At 52.9% G+C, this 18595-nt stretch carries 18 protein-coding genes; 3 read left to right on the forward strand and 15 right to left on the reverse strand.

Going from position 1 to position 18595, the window contains the following annotated elements; all coding sequences use genetic code 11:
- Window positions 1–23: 23 nt before the first annotated feature.
- The 6 genes from artJ to SK33_RS08510 all read right to left on the reverse strand — a co-directional run bounded on the left by artJ (window position 24) and on the right by SK33_RS08510 (window position 4591).
- On the reverse strand, window positions 24–755 hold the full coding sequence (artJ, locus tag SK33_RS08485; protein WP_003027308.1) for an arginine ABC transporter substrate-binding protein ArtJ: 732 nt from the start codon (window positions 753–755) through the stop codon (window positions 24–26).
- A gap of 227 nt (window positions 756–982) precedes the next feature.
- On the reverse strand, window positions 983–1651 hold the full coding sequence (gene artM / locus SK33_RS08490; protein WP_003844364.1) for an arginine ABC transporter permease ArtM: 669 nt from the start codon (window positions 1649–1651) through the stop codon (window positions 983–985).
- The gene (artQ, locus tag SK33_RS08495; RefSeq protein WP_003027301.1) at window positions 1651–2367 is read right to left on the reverse strand and encodes an arginine ABC transporter permease ArtQ; all 717 of its coding nucleotides are present in this window, start codon (window positions 2365–2367) and stop codon (window positions 1651–1653) included. The genes artM and artQ overlap by 1 nt, the downstream gene beginning before the upstream one ends.
- A gap of 6 nt (window positions 2368–2373) precedes the next feature.
- Window positions 2374–3105: an arginine ABC transporter substrate-binding protein ArtI gene (artI, locus tag SK33_RS08500; protein WP_003027298.1), complete on the reverse strand. Its 732-nt coding sequence runs from the start codon at window positions 3103–3105 to the stop codon at window positions 2374–2376.
- A gap of 16 nt (window positions 3106–3121) precedes the next feature.
- Window positions 3122–3850: an arginine ABC transporter ATP-binding protein ArtP gene (gene artP, locus SK33_RS08505; protein ID WP_003027295.1), complete on the reverse strand. Its 729-nt coding sequence runs from the start codon at window positions 3848–3850 to the stop codon at window positions 3122–3124.
- Window positions 3851–4075: 225 nt separating this feature from the next.
- Window positions 4076–4591, reverse strand: coding sequence for a lipoprotein (locus SK33_RS08510; RefSeq protein ID WP_003027292.1), 516 nt, complete (start codon window positions 4589–4591; stop codon window positions 4076–4078).
- A 126-nt stretch (window positions 4592–4717) separates the two neighbouring features.
- On the opposite strand from SK33_RS08510, the gene SK33_RS08515 reads away from it, so the two are divergent.
- Together SK33_RS08515 and SK33_RS08520 are read left to right on the forward strand one after the other, a co-directional pair.
- Window positions 4718–5041 (forward strand): heavy metal-binding domain-containing protein, encoded by a 324-nt coding sequence (locus SK33_RS08515; RefSeq protein WP_048218217.1) that lies wholly within the window; start codon window positions 4718–4720, stop codon window positions 5039–5041.
- Window positions 5038–5868 (forward strand): N-acetylmuramoyl-L-alanine amidase, encoded by an 831-nt coding sequence (locus tag SK33_RS08520; RefSeq protein ID WP_003027275.1) that lies wholly within the window; start codon window positions 5038–5040, stop codon window positions 5866–5868. Before SK33_RS08515 ends, SK33_RS08520 begins: the two co-directional genes overlap by 4 nt.
- A gap of 105 nt (window positions 5869–5973) precedes the next feature.
- Here SK33_RS08520 and SK33_RS08525 read toward each other — a convergent pair whose 3' ends face one another.
- The 4 genes from SK33_RS08525 to poxB all read right to left on the reverse strand — a co-directional run bounded on the left by SK33_RS08525 (window position 5974) and on the right by poxB (window position 11401).
- Window positions 5974–6987, reverse strand: coding sequence for an NAD-dependent epimerase/dehydratase family protein (locus SK33_RS08525; protein ID WP_003840192.1), 1014 nt, complete (start codon window positions 6985–6987; stop codon window positions 5974–5976).
- Between the two features lie 97 nt (window positions 6988–7084).
- Window positions 7085–8515: an SDR family oxidoreductase gene (locus SK33_RS08530; RefSeq protein ID WP_032950900.1), complete on the reverse strand. Its 1431-nt coding sequence runs from the start codon at window positions 8513–8515 to the stop codon at window positions 7085–7087.
- Window positions 8516–8525: 10 nt separating this feature from the next.
- Complete coding sequence (gene ltaE, locus SK33_RS08535; RefSeq protein WP_048218216.1) at window positions 8526–9527, reverse strand: low-specificity L-threonine aldolase; 1002 nt, start codon at window positions 9525–9527, stop codon at window positions 8526–8528.
- A 155-nt stretch (window positions 9528–9682) separates the two neighbouring features.
- Window positions 9683–11401, reverse strand: coding sequence for a ubiquinone-dependent pyruvate dehydrogenase (gene poxB / locus SK33_RS08540; RefSeq protein ID WP_048218212.1), 1719 nt, complete (start codon window positions 11399–11401; stop codon window positions 9683–9685).
- Between the two features lie 152 nt (window positions 11402–11553).
- Between poxB and SK33_RS08545 the strand changes: the two genes are divergently transcribed.
- A complete protein-coding gene (locus tag SK33_RS08545) occupies window positions 11554–11988 on the forward strand; it encodes a DoxX family protein (RefSeq protein ID WP_003027261.1) in 435 nt (144 codons plus the stop codon).
- Window positions 11989–12063: 75 nt separating this feature from the next.
- On the opposite strand, the gene SK33_RS08550 is transcribed toward SK33_RS08545, so the two are convergent.
- The 5 genes from SK33_RS08550 to aqpZ form a co-directional block, all read right to left on the reverse strand.
- Window positions 12064–13677, reverse strand: coding sequence for an FAD-NAD(P)-binding protein (locus SK33_RS08550; RefSeq protein ID WP_048218210.1), 1614 nt, complete (start codon window positions 13675–13677; stop codon window positions 12064–12066).
- A gap of 201 nt (window positions 13678–13878) precedes the next feature.
- Window positions 13879–14847: an NADH oxidoreductase gene (gene hcr, locus SK33_RS08555; RefSeq protein ID WP_003027256.1), complete on the reverse strand. Its 969-nt coding sequence runs from the start codon at window positions 14845–14847 to the stop codon at window positions 13879–13881.
- Between the two features lie 10 nt (window positions 14848–14857).
- Window positions 14858–16510 carry a hydroxylamine reductase gene (gene hcp, locus SK33_RS08560; protein ID WP_003840204.1) on the reverse strand — a complete coding sequence of 551 codons (1653 nt, stop codon included), beginning with the start codon at window positions 16508–16510 and terminating at the stop codon, window positions 14858–14860.
- A gap of 155 nt (window positions 16511–16665) precedes the next feature.
- Entirely contained in the window at window positions 16666–17565 is a 900-nt protein-coding gene (locus SK33_RS08565) for a lysine exporter LysO family protein (RefSeq protein WP_003027250.1), read from the reverse strand.
- A gap of 144 nt (window positions 17566–17709) precedes the next feature.
- Window positions 17710–18405, reverse strand: a complete 696-nt coding sequence (aqpZ, locus tag SK33_RS08570) for an aquaporin Z (RefSeq protein WP_003840208.1) — start codon at window positions 18403–18405, stop codon at window positions 17710–17712.
- Between the last annotated feature and the right edge of the window lie 190 nt (window positions 18406–18595).

The following is an 18595-nucleotide window of genomic DNA, read 5'->3' on the forward strand; positions in this document are numbered from 1 at the left end:
CGGCTTTTCAGATTGGGCAGACGTTACTGCGGGAACCACTGATCGCTGATTTTCTGGTACGTGCCGTCAGCTTTGATTGCCGCCAGCGCGCTGTTCAGTTTTTCCAGCAGGGCTTTGTTATCCGGGCGAACCGCGATGCCAAGGCCAGTACCGAAGTATTGCGGGTCGGTTACTTTGTCAGTGGCTACGCCTAACTGCGGGTTGGTTTTCAGCCACTCGTTAACCACAGCAGTATCGCCAAATACGCCATCAATACGGCCATTTTTCAGGTCGATAATCGCATTCTGATAGCTATCGTAGGCCACGGTTTTCACCTCAGGATGTTTATCCTGCAGGTATTTCTGATGGGTGGTGCCGTTTTCCATACCGATGCGCTTACCTTTCAGGTCAGCAAAGGTTTTATAGGTGTCTTTTTTCGCAATCACCAGCGCGGAGTTGGCATAGTAAGGCTGAGTAAATGCTACCTGCTTGCTACGCTCAGGGGTGATATCCATTCCGGAAATAACCGCATCATATTTCTTGAATTTCAGCGCGGGGATCAGGCTATCGAAAGCGTGATTGGTGAAAGTACATTCTGCCTGCATTTGTTTGCACAGCGCCGTTGCCAGGTCGATGTCAAAACCGACAATCTTATTGCTGGCGTCCAGTGATTCAAATGGCGGATACGTGGCTGATACCCCGAAACTAATTTTATCAGCAGCTGAGGCGCCAGCGGCGAAAGTAGCAAGTAATGCGGCCAGTACTAACTTTTTCATGGTGGAACTCCCGTCTGTCAATCTTATGATTATTTACCGTGTCTGCGGCGTGGATTAACAATGCCATTTAATGAATTTATATGCAATAAAAATGATTAAGTATTTTTTTTGACATAAAAAAAGACGGACAATTTAGATTGTTGTCCGTCTTTATATTTTTTGCTTATGCACATTTTTCGGATGGCGGTGTTAGACCTTATCCGACCTACAAAGGCACAAATACCGATTTAATTCCGATGTTCAAACGCCAGCGCTTTACGCTCTATTAAGCGCATCATCAGCGTCAGCAAGCCGTTGACGATCAGGTAAATAACACCCGCAGCACCGAAGACCATAACGTCGTATGTGCGGCCATATAGCAGTTGGCTATAGCCCATGACTTCCATCAGCGTAATGGTGTAAGCCAGTGAGGTACTTTTAAATACCAGCACCACTTCGTTGGAATACGAGGAGAGGGCGCGTTTAAAAGCGTACGGCAACAGAATCGCCAGCGTATCCTTTTTGCTCATCCCCAATGCACCGCAGGACTGCCACTGGCCTTCCGGGATTGCACGGATAGCGCCGTAGAACAGTTGCGTAGTGTAGGCCGCACTGTTTAACGACAGCGCAATTAAGGCGCATAACCAGGGTTCAGAGAGCAGGTGCCAAAGTACCGGATATTCTTGCAACGTCGGAAACTGTCCTGGCCCGTAGTAGATCAGGAAGATTTGCACCAGCAGCGGTGTACCGGTAAACAGCGTGATATAAGCGCGAACCAGCCACACCAGTACCGGCGTTTTCAGCGTCAGGATGACGGTGAAGATCAGCGCCAGCACCAGAGCAACCACGATGGAGGCGACCGTCAGCGTCAGGCTGGTATGCAGCCCTTTCAACAATTCAGGTAAATACTCAAGCATCAGCCTGGTCTCCGCTCAAAACGTGTCGCGCGCAGGTCAATGCGTTTGAGAATGTACTGACTCACCAGCGTAATCACCAGGTAAATAGCGGCCGCCACAATGTACCAGGTAAACGGCTCCTGGGTACGGGTAGCGATGCTCTTGGTTTGCAGCATCAGATCGTTCACGCTGATAAGGCTGACCAGCGCGGTATCTTTCAGCAATACCAGCCACTGGTTACCCAGTCCCGGTAAGGCATGACGCCACATCTGCGGCATCACCAGACGAAAGAAGATCGCGGCTTTAGACAAACCTAACGCCTGACCTGACTCCCATTGCCCGAGTGGCACGGCCTTCAGCGCGCCACGCAGCGTTTGCGACGCGTAAGCGGCATACAGCAATGACAGTGCAATGACACCGCACAGGAACGGGCTGACGTCGAAGTTTTCGATCTGCATCTGAACCGGGATTTGTACAAACCCGAGATTTATCGTAAAGCCATCGGCCAGCGTCAGCAGCAGTTGTGAGGAGCCGAAATAGATAAACAGAACCACCAGAATTTCTGGCAGACCGCGCAGGATGGTGACCAGGGCCGAGCCCGCCCATGCCACCGGGCGCCATTTTACTGACTCCCAGACGGCAAAAAACATGGCGAGCGCAAGGCCAATGATCAGCGCACAAACGGCAAGGCCGACGGTCATCCCGGCGGCGCTTGCTAAAGGAAAAAATTCATTCATCAAATATTACTTCTGGAACCATTTGTTGTAGATGGTCTCGTAAGTCCCATCTTTCTTCACTTTTTCCAGCGCAGCGTTAAATTTCTGCTGCAGCTCGGTATTGCCCTGGCGCACAGCGATGCCCAGACCAGTACCGAAGTAATCTTTATCCGTGACTTTGTCGCCAACCGCGGCCAGTTTTGGATTGTCTTTCAGCCACTCTGTTACTACTGCGGTATCACCAAAGACGCCGTCAATACGACCGTTTTGCAGATCGAGTTTGGCATTCTGATAGCTGTCATACGGCACGGTAGTCACTTCCGGATGTTTATCCATGATGAATTTCTGGTGCGTCGTCCCGTTTTGAACGCCGACTTTTTTGCCTTTCAGCTGATCAATGCTGGTGTATTTACCCTGTTGGCCAACAAACAGCGCAGAGTTGTCGTAGTAAGGGGTGGTGAACAGAACCTGTTTTTCACGCTCAGGCGTGATGTCCATACCGGCCATCACCGCGTCAAAACGACGGAATTTCAGGCTCGGGATCAGGCTGTCGAAGGCCTGATTGGTGAAGGTACAGGTAGCGTCAATCTCTTTACACAGCGCATTCGCCAGATCAACGTCAAACCCTACGATCTTGTTGTTAGCATCGATCGATTCAAACGGAGGATAAGACGCTTCGGTGGCGAAACGAATGGTTTGGGCTGCGGTAGCGGAAAGGCTAAAACCTGCGATTAGCGCGGCAATCAGAACTTTTTTCATTGTATTGTCCCGAATCTTAGTGAGAAAGATAGTTTTTAAACGCTTCGGTTTGCGGGTTGGCAAAGCAGCTCGCATCCCCAAACTCGACGATATGACCGTTTTCCATGTACACCACGCGACTGGCCGTTTTACGAGCAACTTCCACTTCGTGGGTGACGATCACCTGAGTAATATTGGTTTCTGCCAGCTCACGAATGATGCTGACGATTTGGGCGGTGATTTCCGGGTCAAGCGCTGCGGTAGGCTCATCAAACAGCAGCACCTGTGGTTCCATCATCAACGCGCGGGCAATGGCCACACGCTGCTGCTGGCCGCCGGACAGATGCAGTGGATAGCGATCGCTGTACGGCTTCAGACGCAGTCGTTCCAGCAGTTTCTCGGCACGCGCCATCGCTTGCTCTTTCGTCAGCCCCAGTACGCGGCAGGGCGCTTCAATCAGGTTCTGCACCACCGTGAGATGCGGCCAAAGATTATATTGCTGGAAGACCATGCCCACGTTTTGACGCAGATCCCGAATGGCTTTATCTGACGGGGTTTTCGTGAAGTCGAAACGGTTACCCGCAATAGAGAGCGTGCCCGAGCGCGGCATCTCAAGCAGGTTGAGTACGCGCAGTAGCGAGCTTTTCCCGGCTCCACTTGGGCCAAGTAACACCAGTGTTTCACCCTGAGGGCAATCCAGCGTGATATCGAACAGCGCCTGATGTGCGCCGTAGAAGCAGTTAATGCCGTTTAATTGAATACTCATTGACACTCGATACTGGCAGTCTGATAGCTATTGAAGCCGCAGATACTACCTTTGACAGAATAGTTATGCAATATTTATGCGTTAAAAGTTAAATGCAAACCGCATTCTTCTCTAAACATAGCACAAAATAGCGGGGCCACCAGTGGGCAAGAATAATTGTCGGCATTCTATGCAGAATGCCAGACAATTAATGGGGGTTATGATTTGGGCGAGTAAATGGCGCGATTAACGGTTTTCGACAGACTGGCGCAACGTCCCGGCTGGCGCGTGTACGCTGCCGCCCAGATAGCGTACATCATCAACGACCCAGCACTGGCCTTCGCGGATCATCAGCACTTCATCACGCCAGCTCTGGTCACCCTGTTTCAGCTCTACGCGTAGCGGAATGTTGCGTGCATCACTATTCGGAATAGTCGATGCGCTGGCGACGCTGGCACTGTCCGGTAACGTAGCCCGACTGGAGAACGGATCGCTGTTAAACAGGTCGCGGTGTGCATTATCGCGGCTGGCGTCGGTCAGCAGTTTAGCCAGGTTGTCGCTAAGGTATGGACGAAGTGGGGTAAGATCATTGTTTCGATGCTGAATACGGTAATCATAGAATTGTTGAGCCACGCTGTCTGGCCCGCCTTCTACGCATGAACCGCTACGCGTGCCGTTATCTTTATAGACCGGCGTCACGGTCGTACAGGCGCTGAGAAGTAGTGCAAATGGAACCAGCAGAGAGAGTTTCGAGTAGCGCATAATGATTTCCTTATTAGCTTTCTACTATTAGTGTTCTACGTTGATAGAATATATCCTTTCAATGATAGTGGATCGGTTCGATAATGCTTTTGAGATCGTGCTCTTAGCGCAAAAAGGAGATTAACCATGCAGTTTTCGACTACCCCTACGCTGGAAGGGCAGAGCATCGTGAAATACTGCGGTGTTGTGACTGGCGAAGCCATTTTAGGCGCGAATATCTTCCGCGATTTTTTCGCCGGCATTCGCGATATTGTCGGCGGTCGCTCCGGCGCGTATGAAAAAGAGCTGCGTAAAGCGCGTGAAATTGCTTTCCAGGAGCTGGGCGAACAGGCCAAAGCGCTGGGTGCTGATGCGGTGGTCGGTATTGATATTGATTACGAAACCGTGGGCAAAGACGGCAGTATGCTGATGGTGAGCGTCAGCGGTACCGCGGTGAAAACTCGCCGATGAAGCGTCTGTTGTGTCTGCTGGCATTTACGCTGTTGCTGGTGGGATGTGCTGGCGAAAAAGGGATTGTCGACAAAGACGGGTATCAGTTAGATACCCGCCGTCAGGCACAGGCTGCTTATCCACGCATTAAAGTGCTGGTTATCCATTACACGGCCGATGATTTTGACTCTTCTCTGGCTACGCTGACCGATAAAAACGTCAGCTCGCATTATTTGATCCCGGCTGTGCCGCCGCTCTACCACGGCAAACCGCGTATCTGGCAACTGGTGCCGGAAAAAGATCTGGCCTGGCATGCGGGGATTAGCTTCTGGCGTGGCGCTACGCGTATTAACGATACCTCAATTGGCATTGAGCTGGAAAACCGCGGCTGGCAAAAATCGGCAGGGATAAAATATTTTGCGCCGTTTGAACCCGCGCAGATTCAGGCGCTGATCCCATTGGCGAAAGATATTATCGCCCGCTACGACATAAAACCGCAGAACGTGGTAGCCCATGCGGACATCGCGCCGCAACGTAAGGACGATCCTGGACCGCTTTTCCCATGGAAAGTGCTGGCCGAACAGGGAATTGGCGCGTGGCCGGACACTCAGCGCGTAGCATTTTATCTTGCCGGGCGAGCGCCTCATACGCCGGTAGCAACCGAATCTTTACTCGATCTGCTGTCGCGTTACGGCTATGAGATAAAATCTGATATGACGCCGCGCGAACAGCAGCGGGTGATTATGGCCTTCCAGATGCACTTCCGCCCGACGCTGTGGAACGGCGTGGCGGATGCAGAAACTCAGGCGATTGCCGAAGCGTTACTGGAAAAATACGGGCAGGGTTAACGCAGAATACCAATGCCTGATGGTGCTTCGCTTATCAGGCCTACGGCTAATTTAGGCTGGATTTTGTAGGCCGGATAAGGCGCTTGCGCCGCCATCCGGCAATGGTTAACGCGGCAGCTTACCGTGGTCGCGCAGCCAGGCCGCGGTACGTTCAATCCCTGCATCCAGCGTCACAATGGGCTGATAACCCAACTCTTCCTGAGCGCGGGTAGTATCCAGCGTAAAATCAAAATTTAGCTTCGAGACGCCGTAATGCGTCAGCTTTGGCTCTTTTGCCGATTTATTGCCTAAACGCTCCATGCTGCGGGCAATCATGTCCAGCATCGGGTAGGGAACGGAGCGGATCCGACAATCAATATTCAGCTCGTCGATGAGCTTCTGCACAATGCTGCGCAGAGTGCGATGCTCGCCGTTGGTAATGTTGTACGCGCGACCTGACGGCAGCTTATCGCAGGCTTGCTGACTTGCCAGCCACATCGCGTGCACTGCATTTTCGTAGTAGGTCATATCTACCAGCGCACTTCCGCCGTGCGGCAACAGGATGCTGCCATAGTGGTACATCATATGGGCCAGGCGCGGGATAAAGACCTTATCGTGTGGTCCGAACAGGCTTTGCGGACGCAATACCGTAAAACGCGTCTGCGGGTTGGCCTGCGCCAGCAACGCGATCACGTCTTCACCAGCTGCTTTGCTGCGGGCAAATTCATTGGCGAAGCGGTGCGGGCGAAAGTCCTCTTTGATATCGCGATGGTGGTGATAATCAAAATAGAGCGACGGCGAGGAGATATGAATGAAGTTGCGAACGCCCCAGGCCACGGCCCACTCGCCCAGACGGCGAGTTGCGCGAACGTTGGCCAGATCGAAGGCTTCCTGAGTTCCCCACGGTGAGGTAAAACTGGAGCAGTGCCACAGCGTGTCGATGCCGGCAAGCATCACTTTTGCTTGCGAAGAAACCAGCTCGGTCAAATCCGCATGCACAAACTCTGCGCCCATTTTCTCCAGCAGCTTGCCCATCGCTTCGTTGCGACCGGTGGCTCTGACACTGACGCCTTTGCTGCATAAAAACTCAACCGCGTTTCGGCCCAAGCCGCTGGTGGCTCCGGTAACCAGTACCTTCATATCAATCCACTGTGTTTAAAAAACGTCGTGCGCATTCTTCCGTGAAATACGCCTGTATGCAATGGGAAACATGAAAGAATACAGGCTCTTTTTATCATTAGTCTGTGATTTGTTCTGCAAGTTTGGCTATTCGCTTCGCCATCCCCCTGAAAATGAACAAGTGGGCGGGGATCATCAACAGCCAGTAGAAGAGGCCTGGCATACCGTGCGGATGCCACCAGGCGCGTACATCAATGCGTCGATGATCGCCTTTATCTTCCAGTGTGAAGCTCAGGCGACCCAATCCCGGCGCTTTCATCCCAAACAGCAGCGTCAGCTGTTTCTCCGGCTCAACGATGATGACTTTCCAGCTATCAACGGTGTCGCCAACTTGCAATAGTGGGTGTTCGGGACGACCTTTTGCCAGCTTATGGCCGACCAGCAGGTCCAACGCCGCGCGTGTCTTCCATAGAATATTGCCAAAGAAATAGCCTTCTTTGCCGCCGAGTCGATTCACTACCTGCCACAGTGCTTTTTTACTGGCGGAGGTTTCAACGCTAAAGCCAGCTTGTTTGGCGAAATAGCCATATTCTGGACGCCAGCGGGCAAACGCCTGTGCGTCGTAACCCCAGTCGCTGGAGTTGACCAGCTTTTCTTCTTCCTTCAACGTACTGCGCACCGCGTCATCAAAGGCAATCAGCTTTTGCGGGATCAGCGCACGTAGTTCGGTGTCATCGGCCAGCAGGTCGTGTTTTAAGCCCTGGATCAGCGCTTTGGCCGTGGTTGGCGGCACTGACGTAATGACGTTTAAAAACCAGACCGAAATCCAGCGGGTAGGGAAGGGGATGGGGATGAGCAGGCGATGTTTACCGCTGACCGCCATAAAATGCTCGAACTGTTCCTGATAGCTCAACACCTGCGGGCCGGCTGCTTCGAGTACGCGGTGATGTTGCGTGGGATGATCCAACAACGCCACCAGGTAGTACATCAAATTCTCCAGCGCGATGGGTGTGGTTCGTGAGCGCACCCAGCGCGGAGGGGTGAGTACCGGCAGGTTGTAGACCATGTCGCGCATCACTTCAAAGGCAGCGGAACCTGCCCCCACGATAATGCCCGCACGCAATTCCGTCATTGGCACGCCTGATTCACGCAGAGTATCTGCGGTTATCTGTCGCGCACGCAGATGATCGGATTGTTCATGCCGGGGAGCCTGTAATGAGCTCAGGAAAATAAGCTGTTTGATTGGTGTATTACGCAGTGCATCGCGGACGTTCATCGCCACCTGACGTTCGTGGGCGATAAAATCACCGCCTTCACCCATGCCATGGACCAGGTAATAAACCGTATCAACACCCGCCAGCAGCGGGGGGAGGTTATCTGGCCAATTCAAATCGACCTTATGGCAACTGACGTTGGCCAGTTGCTGCTTTTCCAGTCGTTCAATGCGACGTGCCGCAGCCAACACCTGATGCCCTTGCTGACTGAGCGCCTGTACCAAATGCTGACCAATGTAGCCACTGGCGCCAAGAACCAAAATCCGTTGCGGCACGCCCATCTCCTTATTGGGTTAAAAAAGCGCGCCAGTGGGCGACGACTTCAGCAAGTTGTTCACGTGATACGTCCAGATGCATCACCAGGCGCACAATCGGGGAGGCGTTAATCAGCACACCCTGCGCTTTCATATATTCACCCAGCGCGGCCGCGCGCTCTTCGCCAACGCGAACAAACAGCATGTTGGTGTCGTGGCGCATGACGTCCGCCCCTGCTTCGCGCAGTTGCTCCGCCATCCAGGCAGCGTTGTCATGGTCTTCCTGCAAACGCGCCACGTTATTTTTCAGCGCATACAGTCCGGCCGCCGCCAAAATACCCGCCTGGCGCATTCCGCCGCCGGTCATTTTGCGCCAGCGAATGGCACGCTTGATGTACTCGTGGCTGCCGACCAGCAGCGAGCCTACCGGCGTTCCCAGACCTTTGGAAAGACAAATGGTGAACGAGTCGCAGTATTGCGTGACATCTTTAAGCTCACAGCCATAGGCGACGACGGCGTTAAAAATACGCGCGCCGTCGACGTGCAGGGCAAGATTGCGCTCCCGGGTGAATTCCCAGGCCTCTTTCAGATACTCGCGCGGCAGCACTTTGCCGTTATGCGTGTTTTCCAGACTGAGCAGACGGGTGCGGGCAAAATGGATATCGTCTGCTTTGATTTTTGCTGCCACTTTGTCCAGCGGCAGGGAGCCATCCGGCGCGGCATCGATGGGTTGCGGTTGAATGCTGCCGAGCACCGCTGCGCCACCCGCTTCGTAGAGATAGTTATGCGCGCCCTGACCGGCGATATACTCTTCGCCGCGCTGACAATGGCTGAGCAGTGCAACCAGGTTCGCCTGAGTGCCAGTAGGTAAGAAAATGGCAGCTTCTTTGCCAGAAAGTTCGGCCGCGTATTGCTGGAGGGCATTAACGGTAGGATCATCACCGTAGACGTCGTCCCCGACCGGGGCGGCCATCATCTCTTCGAGCATGGCGCGACTGGGTCGGGTGACGGTATCACTGCGTAAATCAATCATGGTATCTCCTTATTACACTTCATCCTTCAAGCTGCCTCGGCGTTGGCTGCACCCTCAAACCCCAGTCACATAGTATTCCTATGCTCCTGGGGATTTTCGGGCTTGCCGCCTTGATGCATCATGAATGATTTTGTGTGTGGTTTAATAAGGATGTTTTACCTGAGCCAGTTAGTTTTCGCCAGTTCGATCACTTCATCACCGCGTCCGCTGATGATTGCGCGCAGCATATACAGGCTAAAACCTTTGGCTTGTTCGAGTTTGATCTGCGGCGGGATCGCCAGCTCTTCTTTCGCCACCACCACATCGACCAGCACCGGGCCGTCAATTGACATCGCCCTTTGCAGCGCCTCATCAACCTCTGAAGATTTCTCCACGCGAATGCCCGTGATGCCACAGGCCTCGGCAATCCGCGCGAAATTCGTGTCGTGCAGTTCGGTGCCGTCAGTCAGATAACCACCAGCTTTCATCTCCATCGCCACAAATCCCAGCACGCTGTTGTTGAAGACAATAATCTTCACCGGTAACTTCATTTGTACCACCGACAGAAAATCGCCCATCAGCATGCTAAAGCCGCCGTCACCGCACATTGCCACAACCTGACGTCCTGGTTCGGTCGCTTGTGCGCCGAGTGCCTGCGGCATGGCATTAGCCATCGACCCGTGGTTAAACGATCCGAGCAGGCGACGTTTGCCGTTCATTTTCAGATAGCGTGCTGCCCACACCGTTGGCGTGCCAACGTCGCAGGTAAAGATGGCATCGTCAGCGGCAAAGTGGCTGATCTGTTGCGCCAGATATTGCGGGTGAATGGCTTTATCGCTGGGTTTGGCTAAATCATCCAGCCCTTTGCGCGCCTCGCGGTAGTGCTCCAGTGCTTTGTCCAGGAACTGCCGCTCGGTTTTCTCTTCCACCAAAGGTAGTAGGGCGCGTAACGTGGATTTAATATCGCCTACCAGCGCCATATCAACTTTACTGTGCGCGCCAATACTCGCCGGATTGATATCAATCTGAATAATTTTGGCGTCGGTGGGGTAGAACGGGCGATAGGGGAACTGGGTACCGAGCAGGATCAGCGTGTCGGCATTCATCATGGTATGGAAGCCGGATGAAAAGCCAATCAGCCCGGTCATACCCACGTCATAGGGGTTATCGTACTCAACATGCTCTTTCCCGCGCAGAGCGTGCACGATCGGGGCTTTGATTTTAGCCGCAAACTCAACCAGCTCTTTATGCGCACCGGCGCAGCCGCTGCCGCACATCAGGGCGATGTTGCTGGAGTAGCGCAGCAGTTGCGCCAGTTTTCTCAGCTCTTCCACTTCCGGGGTGACTACCGGGAGCGGCGCATGATACCAGTGCGTGGTGGCGCTTTCAGGGGCGGGCTTCAGCGCCACGTCGCCGGGTAATACCACCACGGAGACGCCACGGTTGAGCACCGCTTTACGCATAGCTATAGCCAGCACCTGGGGGATCTGCTCAGGGCTGGAGACCAGCTCGCAATAGTGGCTACATTCACGGAACAACTCCTGCGGGTGGGTCTCCTGAAAATAACCACTGCCTATCTCACTGGATGGAATATGCGCGGCGATTGCCAGTACCGGAACGTGGTTGCGGTGGCAATCAAACAGGCCGTTAATCAGGTGCAGGTTTCCCGGTCCACATGAGCCGGCACAGACGGCCAGCTCACCGGTCAGTTGGGCTTCTGCGCCTGCGGCAAAAGCGGCAACCTCTTCATGGCGGGTTGGCATCCAGTCAATCGTGCCCATACGATTCAGACTGTCACTAAGGCCATTGAGCGAGTCTCCCGTCACACCCCAAATACGTTTAACGCCAGCTTGTTCGAGTGTTTTAGCAATAAAAGCGGCAACCGTTTGTTTCATGGTTTTCCTTCTCCTCTAATGTGATACCGGTTACAAGTTTAGATGAAGATAATCGTTATGCTTCTCATTACCCCTTATTTCCGGCAGGTTTCATTTAATCTGTATTAAGCGTAGTTTGTTATTGGACATGGTGAAACAAGGAATAAATTCAAATGGTTATAAAACTATTAAATACAGTTAACCGGGTACTGACTCACGAAGATTTTGGCAAGTTTTTGTTACGCCTTGCCGTCGGTGGGCTGATGCTGTTTCATGGGCTGCATAAACTGTTTGCTGGTATTGATGGCATCAGCGGTATGTTGATAGCGAAAGGTTTCCCAGGCTTTATTGCGTACGGCGTTCTGCTGGGAGAGGTTGTAGCGCCGTGTCTGATTATTCTAGGCATCCTGACGCGTCCGGCAGCGTTGGGGCTGGCGTTTACGATGGTTGTGGCATGGCTGATGGTCGGGATGGGCGAAACCTGGACACTGGATAAAACCGGTGCATGGGCGATTGAAAGTCTGGTGTATTTCTTCATCGGTGCGCTGGCCGTGGCGTTTTTGGGGGCGGGGCGTTACTCCGTTGCAGGAAATTCTGCCTGGCGATAGTTACCATTTGAGAGTCAATACCGAGGCGGGGGGCGCTAACGGTTTGCCCGCCTCGTCGTTCAATCTGTCGCTAATCTATATGTCATCACTGTTCCATAGTTTGTGCCGACGTCTCAGCGCTCGCTGCGTCAATGCCCTTGCCATCGCGGCGCCTATTTCAGCACTGACAACCAGTCCCTGAATAAACGGACGATCGTGCATCAACCACGGCAGCCCGCCAAAAGCGATGCGATTGCGGGCGTTTTCCGGCGCTTGCAGCGTGTAATCTTCGCCGATGTCCGGGATCTCATCGCCACAGGCCAGCAGTTGATGGCGTAGCGTTGGGAAAGGGATATCTTTGCTCTGCAATGCCCGTTGCCCTCGGGCGTCAATAAACACATCGAATTCGCTGCGTCGACCGTGGTGGTAAATTACCGTCATTTCCTGCTCATTCGTACGCTCATAATCCGCACCAAGTGTGAGGATCTCAATCAGCCCGGCGTCGTGCAGCGCCAGCAGTCGGCGGACTGATTCAGACGGGATTGCCGCATAATTATCGATAAACACGCGCGCCAGTCCTTGCTTAAAGCGCTTTTCATCAGGCGGATCAAGATGTGGGACGATCTCTTCGATTACCTCGTGTAGCCGCAGCAGGGTATAGCGCCACGCGACGGTACGCTGTTCCTGTTTGTTGCGTTCAACTTCAATCAGGTTGCGCTTCGCCCATTCAAAAGGATCGTGCTCAAGCCTGTCGGCAAAGTAGGCCTCGGGGAATGTATCGGCGTTGAGCGTCTCAAGTGCTATCTCTTGGCTCCATTGCGGGGCTGCATCTTGCAGTTGTTGTACAATAATCCGGAAAATGCGGTCCAGTAATCCTTTTTGCCCATGGACAATGACGTCTTCAATTGCTTCAGGCGTTGCGATATTCAACGATTCATAGGGCAGAGGGCAGTAAAAATCCGCTTCAGGCAGCACACCGTTGCGCGACATTAGGGTCAGCTTCAGGCTTTGGCTGTCGGATTTACAGATAAACTGGAGTGCGTTATCAGCCCCGGTGGTGAAGGCACCGTGTTGGCAGGCCACGGCCATCGCTGCGTCAATCGCGCTGAGCGAGGTGCCGAGAATTCCTACCCGGCAAGCGCTAATCTGGACGTCCATCAGACCGGTCCACGGGCTGGGGAAAAACTTCCGTGTCTGTACATCCGTTTCAGGCCACAGATGACCGGTGGCGATAGCGGCGAAGTCCACATCGACAGGCTGTAAAGCATGATTGATCCACAGAGAGACCCCATTCGGGGTCGCTTGCAGGTCGGTGACTTTGCTTAATTCGTTTATGCTAATCGTGAAGCCTGAGCCTCGCGCTTTCTCGACGATAGCGAATAAACGATCGCGATAATAGTCACCGAGGAGCACGCGGGGCAAAAATTGCCGTTCATGCAAAGAATTACGTTCAATCCGAAACTGCGCCAGATAGTCATCACTTTGATTCTGTAGCCACGTCAGATAACTGATATAAATCGGTGGGATCTCTATGCTGGCTATATTTGCCAGCATGAAGTCTGCGTTGTTGTCGCTGTTATAAGGCATGCCAACGCCCGCCTCTTCAGCTTGCTCATAAAGCTCTATTTCCAGCGGTTCACCGCGCTCAACCAGGGCATGAAACGTATAAATCCCGGTGGGGCCGACGCCGACAATGGCCACTTTTTTCATGGGGATCCTTGTAGAAAGTTCGACGTGGTAGTCGGGGATTATGCTTAATCTGCGAAGGGTAAGTGTGGTCGATAATTCACGGGGGGAAGGAGGTATTTTGCCGGGTAGAGTGAAAATATCAGAATTTTGCAGCGCCTGAGAGCATAAAAAAAGGCCACCCGGTACAGCCAGGCAGCCTTTTGCACATCAGATACCGGCCAATTACGCCAGCACTAAATCACCCTGCGGATGGCAGGAACAGGCCAGCACATAACCTTCAGCGATTTCTGCGTCGGTCAGCGTCATGGTGCTGCTGACCGTGTAGTTACCGTCAACCACTTTGGTTTTGCAGCAGCCGCAAACGCCTGCACGGCATGCGGCGACAACCGGAACCTTGTTGCTTTCCAGCGCTTCCAGCAGCGTACTGCCCACCGGCGCATAGAACTCTTTCGCCGGCTGTAGCTTGGTAAACTTCAGACCACTGGTGGCGGCTTCGGCAACAGGTGTGAAGAACTGCTCTTTAAAAAAGCGCGTCACACCCAGTGCTTTGACTTCTTTCTCGACCAGATCCATATACGGTGCCGGGCCACAGGTCATCACGGTACGCGAGGTCAGATCCGGTACGCTTTTCAGCAGTTCGGTAGTCAGTCGGCCGGAAACAAAACCTTCGGTGGCATTGTTTTCAGCAACTAATGTCACCGGATATTCACGCCACTCGTCGGCAAAAATGACATCTTGCGGCGAGCGAACGTTAAAGATTACCTGTACATCCGCTTGCGGGCGGTACTTTGCCAACCAGCGACGCATTGACATGATTGGCGTAACGCCACAGCCTGCGGCCAGCATCAGGAACTTGTCTTCCGCTTTATCTTCACAGGTGAACTCACCCATGGCATCGGACAGCCAGATATAGTCGCCGCGCTTCACGTCGCGGGTTAGCCACTGTGAACCTGCGCCATCGTCAATCCGGCGGATGGTCAACGTAATGTACTCGCTAACGCCCGGTGTTGAGGAAATGGTGTAAGCACGCAGCGTATCCGCTGAATTACGTACGCTGACCAGTGCATACTGCCCGGCGCGGTAAGGATAATAATCGTGGCACAGCAACGAAATTGTCCATACATCCGGCGTTTCCTGATGGATGTGGTGAACCTGCATCCGCCATGGGCACTGATGAGTTGGCATTGTCATTCTTTACTCCTTACGCGCTCAGCAGTTGCTTCATGTCTTCTTCAACGGTGGTCACGGAACGCAGACCAAATTTCTCGTTGAGAACTGCCAGCAAATCCGGTGTGAAGAAACCAGGCGCAGTCGGGCCAGTGACGATGTTTTTCACGCCCAGAGACAGCAGGGTCAGCAGAATAACAATCGCTTTCTGTTCGAACCAGGAGAGCACCAGAGACAGCGGCAGATCGTTCACGCCACAGCCCAGTTTCTCTGCCAGGGTGACCGCCAGGATAATGGCAGAGTAGGCATCGTTACACTGACCGGCATCGACCAGACGCGGCAGACCTTCGATATCGCCGAATTCCAGTTTGTTGAAACGGTATTTACCGCAAGCAAGGGTCAGAATCAGGCAGTCGTCTGGTACGCTGGTGGCGAAGTCGGTGAAGTAGTTACGTTCACCACGTGCGCCGTCACAACCGCCAACCAGGAAGATGTGACGCAGTTTTTCGCGGCTCACCAGGTCGATCAGGGTATCAGCAGCGCCCAGCAGGGTCTGACGACCGAAACCTACGGTGATCAGGTGCGGAATTTCACTGTACGGGAAGCCAGCCATCTGCTGCGCCTGTGCGATAACCGGACCGAAATCGTCACCTTCAAGGTGGCTCACGCCCGGCCAGCCGACGATGCTACGGGTCCAGATACGGTCGTCGTAGGCGCCAACGGTTGGGTCGATGATGCAGTTAGAAGTCATCACGATTGGGCCAGGGAAGCGGGCGAATTCAACCTGCTGGTTCTGCCAGCCGCTGCCGTAGTTACCGATTAGGTGTTTGAACTTACGCAGTTCCGGATAGCCGTGTGCTGGCAGCATTTCACCGTGGGTATAAACGTTAACACCGGTGCCTTCAGTCTGCTCAAGCAGGTTGTACAAATCTTTCAGGTCGTGACCGGAGATCAGGATGCACTTACCTTCGGTTGCTTTTACGTTGACCTGAGTCGGGGTCGGGTGACCGTATTTAGTGGTTTCACCGGCGTCCAGAATGCTCATCACTTTGAAGTTCATCTGGCCGATTTCCATTGAACACTCCAGAAGAGCGTTCATATCGGAAGGCCAGGTACCCAGCCACGCCATGATTTTGTGGTACTGAGCATAGATATCGTTGTCGTACTGACCAAGGACGTGGGCGTGCTCCATGTAAGCTGCCGCACCTTTCAGGCCGTACAGACACAGCAGACGCAGGCCGAGGATATTATCGCCGATGGTCGCTTTGTCTTTATTCGGGGTGAATTCAGCGGCCTGACGTTGCAGGTCTCCCAGATCGTCGCTGACCAGTTGCAGATCGGCCATCGGGTTGGTGACAGCTGCGTTCGCGTCGATGTTCAGGCATTGTGCTTTCAGGGCGTCGCGCATGGCGATAGCTTCACGGGCATAGCCAACAATACGCGGGGAATCGAAGTTTACGTTAGTCAGCGTGGAGAAGAACGCACGCGGCGCAAAGTTATCAACCTCATGGTCGATGATGCCGTATTCACGTGCTTTAACAGCCCATGCAGACAGACCTTGTAGGGAAGCAATCAGCAGATCCTGCAAATCGGAGGTTTCAGCCGTTTTACCGCACATACCCTGCGCGTAAGAGCAGCCGTTTCCTGCCGGAGTACGGATGGTTTGTTCACATTGCACACAAAACATGGTCACACCTTTTAAAGTTATATTTAATATACATGTTTAAGATTATGCCTGTGCGCGTAGGGATAAAAGGGATTTCTGCTACTACTTGCAGGGAGATTGATTTAGCGCAATTTTGGCGGTAGCTGACTACCGCCAGAGAGGTATTTGCCCGGGCGTCAGGCGGAGAAAAACGCCATCAGCAGAGGCACTAACAGACTCAAAATAAAGCCGTGGACGATGGCTGCCGGGACCATTTCCAGGCCGCCGCTGCGTTGTAAAACGGGCAGGGTGAAATCCATTGATGTCGCCCCGCATAATCCCAGCGCGGTAGAGCGGCTGCGGCCCACCATTCCTGGAATCAACATAATGGCGATCAGTTCACGGGCCAGGTCGTTAAAGAAGGCGGCACTACCAATTACGGGTCCGAACGATTCGGTCAACAGAATACCGGACAGGGAATACCAGCCAAAACCTGATGCCATCGCCAGCGCGGTTTTCAGCGGCAGACCGAGGATCAATGCATTGATAACCCCCGCCAGCATCGAACTGGCGACGACGACGACGGCTACGATCATCCCCCGACGGTTCAGCACAATTTGCTTTAAGGTCATACCGCTGTTGCGCAGCTGGATCCCCACCAGGAACAGTAAAAAGATTAACGTATATTCGCTGGCTTCGGTGGCATGCTGCAGAATGGAAAGCCCAGTGAGGCCGAGCAGGAAACCGATGACGACGACGCCGCAAAGCTGGAGCGACTCAAGCGCCATTGCAATTCGCGAGGGGAGCTTTTCTTGCTTGTGGTTGTGTCTCCAGGGCAGCGAACGCTCCAGCCAGAACAGCGCCGCAATATTACACAGTATAATGACCGTCACGCTGACTGCAGAATAATGAAGAATAGCTAACAGGTTGCTGGCGAGATTATCCAGAAACGCCAGGCTAATACCCATAAAAAAGAGAATAAGGTAGACGATCCAGCTCAACAGGCGATTGATAAGTTGTAATGCAGTCCTGTGCCGGAGCGGAATAAGGTAGCCCACAATAAGGGGAACCAGAATGATTAACAGCCCTGAAAACATGAAAACCAGATCCTTGCTGAGAAGTAAGACGAAATGCGCTAGCACACACTACTCAAAGCAAAGAGGGGAGTAAAGTTGCAAATAAAAGGAAATATAGAGAGGATAAAAAAGACCTGACTTACGCCAGGCCTTTTTTGTTAGCGATTAATCGCGTTTTTCCAGCAGAGTGCGGTAAATAAGGCCGCCGAGTACCCCACCGATAATCGGCATAACCCAGAAGAACCACAATTGTTGCAATGCCCAGCCGCCCTGGAAAATGGCTACTGCGGTACTACGTGCCGGGTTTACGGAGGTGTTGGTGACTGGAATACTGATCAAGTGGATCAGAGTTAACGCCAGACCAATTGCGATAGGTGCAAAACCTGCCGGAGCATGTTTATCGGTCGCGCCGTGGATCACTAATAAGAAGCCTGCGGTCAGAATAATTTCAATGACGACGGCAGAAAGCATGGAATAACCGCCTGGTGAATGTTCACCAAAGCCGTTTGAAGCAAAACCACTGGCCGTTGCATCAAAACCTGCTTTACCGCTGGCAATAAGATACAGCGCCGCTGCTGCAACAATACCGCCTACAACCTGAGCAATAACGTAACCAATAACATCTTTTGCCGGGAAACGACCGCCAGCCCATAAACCGAAGGTTACCGCCGGGTTAAAATGCCCACCTGAAATATGACCCACGGCGAATGCCATGGTTAATACGGTCAGGCCGAATGCCAGCGCGACACCGGCAAATCCAATTCCCAATTCCGGGAATGCGGCTGCCAGCACTGCACTACCGCACCCACCAAAAACGAGCCAAAACGTACCGAAGAATTCAGCTGCTAATTTCCTGAACATAACCACCTCAATTAAAAGTTCCGGGTTCGTATTCCTTGCCCGGTAATTCATCGCTAAAAGGGACGATGATGAAAGAGCGGGTATTTTAGAAAAAAATATCATCCCTTCGCCAGTTAAATTGATGAAAAAATTTGATTTAAGGCAATATGTTGCGATTCCTTTTTGAATCTTGGATGAATGAAGCATAGTC

This window comes from Citrobacter sp. MGH103 (assembly GCF_001034475.2).
Taxonomy (GTDB): Bacteria; Pseudomonadota; Gammaproteobacteria; order Enterobacterales; family Enterobacteriaceae; genus Citrobacter; species Citrobacter freundii.

Coding starts and splice junctions, on each gene's coding strand:
- artJ (WP_003027308.1), bottom strand. CDS start 755: ATGAAAAAGTTAGTACTGGCCGCATTACTTGCTACTTTCGCCGCTGGC.
- artM (WP_003844364.1), bottom strand. CDS start 1,651: ATGCTTGAGTATTTACCTGAATTGTTGAAAGGGCTGCATACCAGCCTG.
- artQ (WP_003027301.1), bottom strand. CDS start 2,367: ATGAATGAATTTTTTCCTTTAGCAAGCGCCGCCGGGATGACCGTCGGC.
- artI (WP_003027298.1), bottom strand. CDS start 3,105: ATGAAAAAAGTTCTGATTGCCGCGCTAATCGCAGGTTTTAGCCTTTCC.
- artP (WP_003027295.1), bottom strand. CDS start 3,850: ATGAGTATTCAATTAAACGGCATTAACTGCTTCTACGGCGCACATCAG.
- SK33_RS08510 (WP_003027292.1), bottom strand. CDS start 4,591: ATGCGCTACTCGAAACTCTCTCTGCTGGTTCCATTTGCACTACTTCTC.
- SK33_RS08515 (WP_048218217.1), top strand. CDS start 4,718: ATGCAGTTTTCGACTACCCCTACGCTGGAAGGGCAGAGCATCGTGAAA.
- SK33_RS08520 (WP_003027275.1), top strand. CDS start 5,038: ATGAAGCGTCTGTTGTGTCTGCTGGCATTTACGCTGTTGCTGGTGGGA.
- SK33_RS08525 (WP_003840192.1), bottom strand. CDS start 6,987: ATGAAGGTACTGGTTACCGGAGCCACCAGCGGCTTGGGCCGAAACGCG.
- ltaE (WP_048218216.1), bottom strand. CDS start 9,527: ATGATTGATTTACGCAGTGATACCGTCACCCGACCCAGTCGCGCCATG.
- poxB (WP_048218212.1), bottom strand. CDS start 11,401: ATGAAACAAACGGTTGCCGCTTTTATTGCTAAAACACTCGAACAAGCT.
- SK33_RS08545 (WP_003027261.1), top strand. CDS start 11,554: ATGGTTATAAAACTATTAAATACAGTTAACCGGGTACTGACTCACGAA.
- SK33_RS08550 (WP_048218210.1), bottom strand. CDS start 13,677: ATGAAAAAAGTGGCCATTGTCGGCGTCGGCCCCACCGGGATTTATACG.
- hcr (WP_003027256.1), bottom strand. CDS start 14,847: ATGACAATGCCAACTCATCAGTGCCCATGGCGGATGCAGGTTCACCAC.
- hcp (WP_003840204.1), bottom strand. CDS start 16,510: ATGTTTTGTGTGCAATGTGAACAAACCATCCGTACTCCGGCAGGAAAC.
- SK33_RS08565 (WP_003027250.1), bottom strand. CDS start 17,565: ATGTTTTCAGGGCTGTTAATCATTCTGGTTCCCCTTATTGTGGGCTAC.
- aqpZ (WP_003840208.1), bottom strand. CDS start 18,405: ATGTTCAGGAAATTAGCAGCTGAATTCTTCGGTACGTTTTGGCTCGTT.